Here is a 1947-nt window from a genome sequence, read left to right as displayed (position 1 = left end):
GACCCGGCGGATATCCTGAAAGAAAAAGAGTTGAAAGATTATCTCATGACTACTCCTGCAATTTCCCCAAACAAAAAAGCGGGTGCACCTTTTAACACCATGGATTATGATAAGGTCATCGCATATGATTTCGACGGGGGTAGAGATGACATCGCAGTGATCGATGAAAAAGGTAAATTTGTTCCGGTCATCACCAAACAGCAATTCCTTACCCGGCAGCAAGCTGATAAGATCACGGCTGCATTGTCCAGTAACTCAACTTATGGAGATGGTACCGCCGCTTGTTTTGAGCCACATCTCGGGCTGGTGTTTTACAAAAACGATACGATGGTGAACCAGGTGAATATCTGTCTTGGCTGCAACTATCTTATTTCTACCATAGCAATACCTGCCACCACACACCAGGTAATGAATAAAGGAAAGGAAGATGAATATGCATTGATCGGTTTTACAGCCGCCGGCAAAAAAGCGATCAAAGGATTGTGCAGGGAATTAAACTTTTATTACGGCGAATAAACCCCGGAGGTTTAACCCCGGAGGTTTCTTTTAACCTCCGGGCGTTTGATCCAAAACACTCCGGGGTTGGGAGAAAAACCCCGGAGGTTTTCTACCTTTAAGAATAAAACTGCGTTATGAAAACAAAACTTGCAACGCTCTTTGGGCTGATCGGTTGGTTTGCGCTCGTACTTCAGTATATACTTATTTTAAAAAACAGTCCTGGCCGCAGCACGCTGGATACGACTATCCGCTACTTTGGATTTTTTACGATTCTGACGAATACGCTGACAGCCGTGTATTTCACCGCGGTTGCCTTCGGCAAAAATGTGAAACCTGCTACCCATACTGCTGTCACGGTATATCTTACCACGGTATTCCTGGTGTACCAGTTCCTGCTGAGGGGACTGGTAGAGCTGCATGGCTGGGACATGCTGGCCGATGAATTATTGCATACGCTGCTGCCGATACTGACGCTTGTATTCTGGGTGATGTATCAGCGCTCCAAACCCGTGGGTTACGGAGTGATCTTCTTATGGACGATCTACCCGTTACTCTATCTCGCTTACACCTTAGCTTATGGAAATTCCACCAATTATTATCCTTATCCTTTTGTAAATGTGAGCAGGTTTGGCATGGGGCAGGTGCTCATCAATTCGGGTTTGCTGGTGGTGGGATTTTTGGCCATGTCGGCATTGTTTCTTTTTATTGGCAAATCGGTCATCAAAAGATAAATTACGGGTATTCCGAAATCAAAATAATTCATGCATAAATCTGTTTAATTTTTTTAAGAAAAAGAAAATAACTGAACCGTCACAAATGGATCAAGTACCCGAAACGCCCAACCTACGGGAGAACAACGATGTCATTGAACTATTGGAAAAAGCCGGTTATTTCAAATATGCAGCGCAGGAAGATATTGCGGAAATAAAAGAAGAATTGCGCGAAGGCTTACGGAATAATTATTTGAATACCGCTCATTTTTACACTCTCGCTAACCATTCGAAAGATTACCGCTATTACATGCTTGATGGTGAAACTCTTTTTGAAGATGGTGGTTTTACAGATGCCTTCAAATATCTACAATATGTATTTGATGCTATCGGCCTTGAATTTGAAGTCACGAACCATATTGAAGAAGCAGATCTCGAAAAGGTCAATCACAGTATGATCGTAAATGGAAAAGATTATGTCATCTTTAAAGATTTTCCTGGCTATGGCTGGGGCGAAGCAGCAAAGGCTTTTGCGGAAATTGTAAATGAACAGCTCTTTTTACAGGAAAAAGACGAACGGGTATTTTTATATAATGGTGGTAATGATGGAGCTGCTGTGTTGTTAACTCCTGAATTATTTGAGATCATTGATAAAGCCATCTCCGATCCTCATGGCAAACCACTTTTACTGGATAAATGGTGCAGAACTTACGGAGTAAAGTAACCATCCGGGGTAATT

At 42.5% G+C, this 1947-nt stretch carries 3 protein-coding genes; all 3 read left to right on the top strand.

Translation table 11 applies throughout. The features are described from left to right. Window positions 1-516, top strand: a 516-nt coding sequence (locus EGI32_RS17555; RefSeq protein ID WP_255156653.1) for a hypothetical protein, incomplete at its 5' end; no start/stop codon positions are given. 116 nt (window positions 517-632) lie between these two features. After that, window positions 633-1229, top strand: a complete 597-nt coding sequence (locus tag EGI32_RS17550) for a Pr6Pr family membrane protein (RefSeq protein WP_255155386.1) — start codon at window positions 633-635, stop codon at window positions 1227-1229. A gap of 85 nt (window positions 1230-1314) precedes the next feature. Beyond that, on the top strand, window positions 1315-1932 hold the full coding sequence (locus EGI32_RS17545; RefSeq protein WP_255155385.1) for a hypothetical protein: 618 nt from the start codon (window positions 1315-1317) through the stop codon (window positions 1930-1932). Window positions 1933-1947: the final 15 nt, after the last annotated feature.

The organism is Ferruginibacter sp. HRS2-29 (assembly GCF_024343615.1).
Classification (GTDB): Bacteria; Bacteroidota; Bacteroidia; order Chitinophagales; family Chitinophagaceae; genus Ferruginibacter.
The sequence above is the reverse complement of the archived record's forward strand: the minus strand, read 5'-3'. Positions and strand labels throughout refer to the sequence as shown.

Excerpts from the sequence above, each read along its gene's own strand:
- EGI32_RS17550 (WP_255155386.1), top strand. The coding sequence starts at position 633 with ATGAAAACAAAACTTGCAACGCTCTTTGGGCTGATCGGTTGGTTTGCG.
- EGI32_RS17545 (WP_255155385.1), top strand. The coding sequence starts at position 1,315 with ATGGATCAAGTACCCGAAACGCCCAACCTACGGGAGAACAACGATGTC.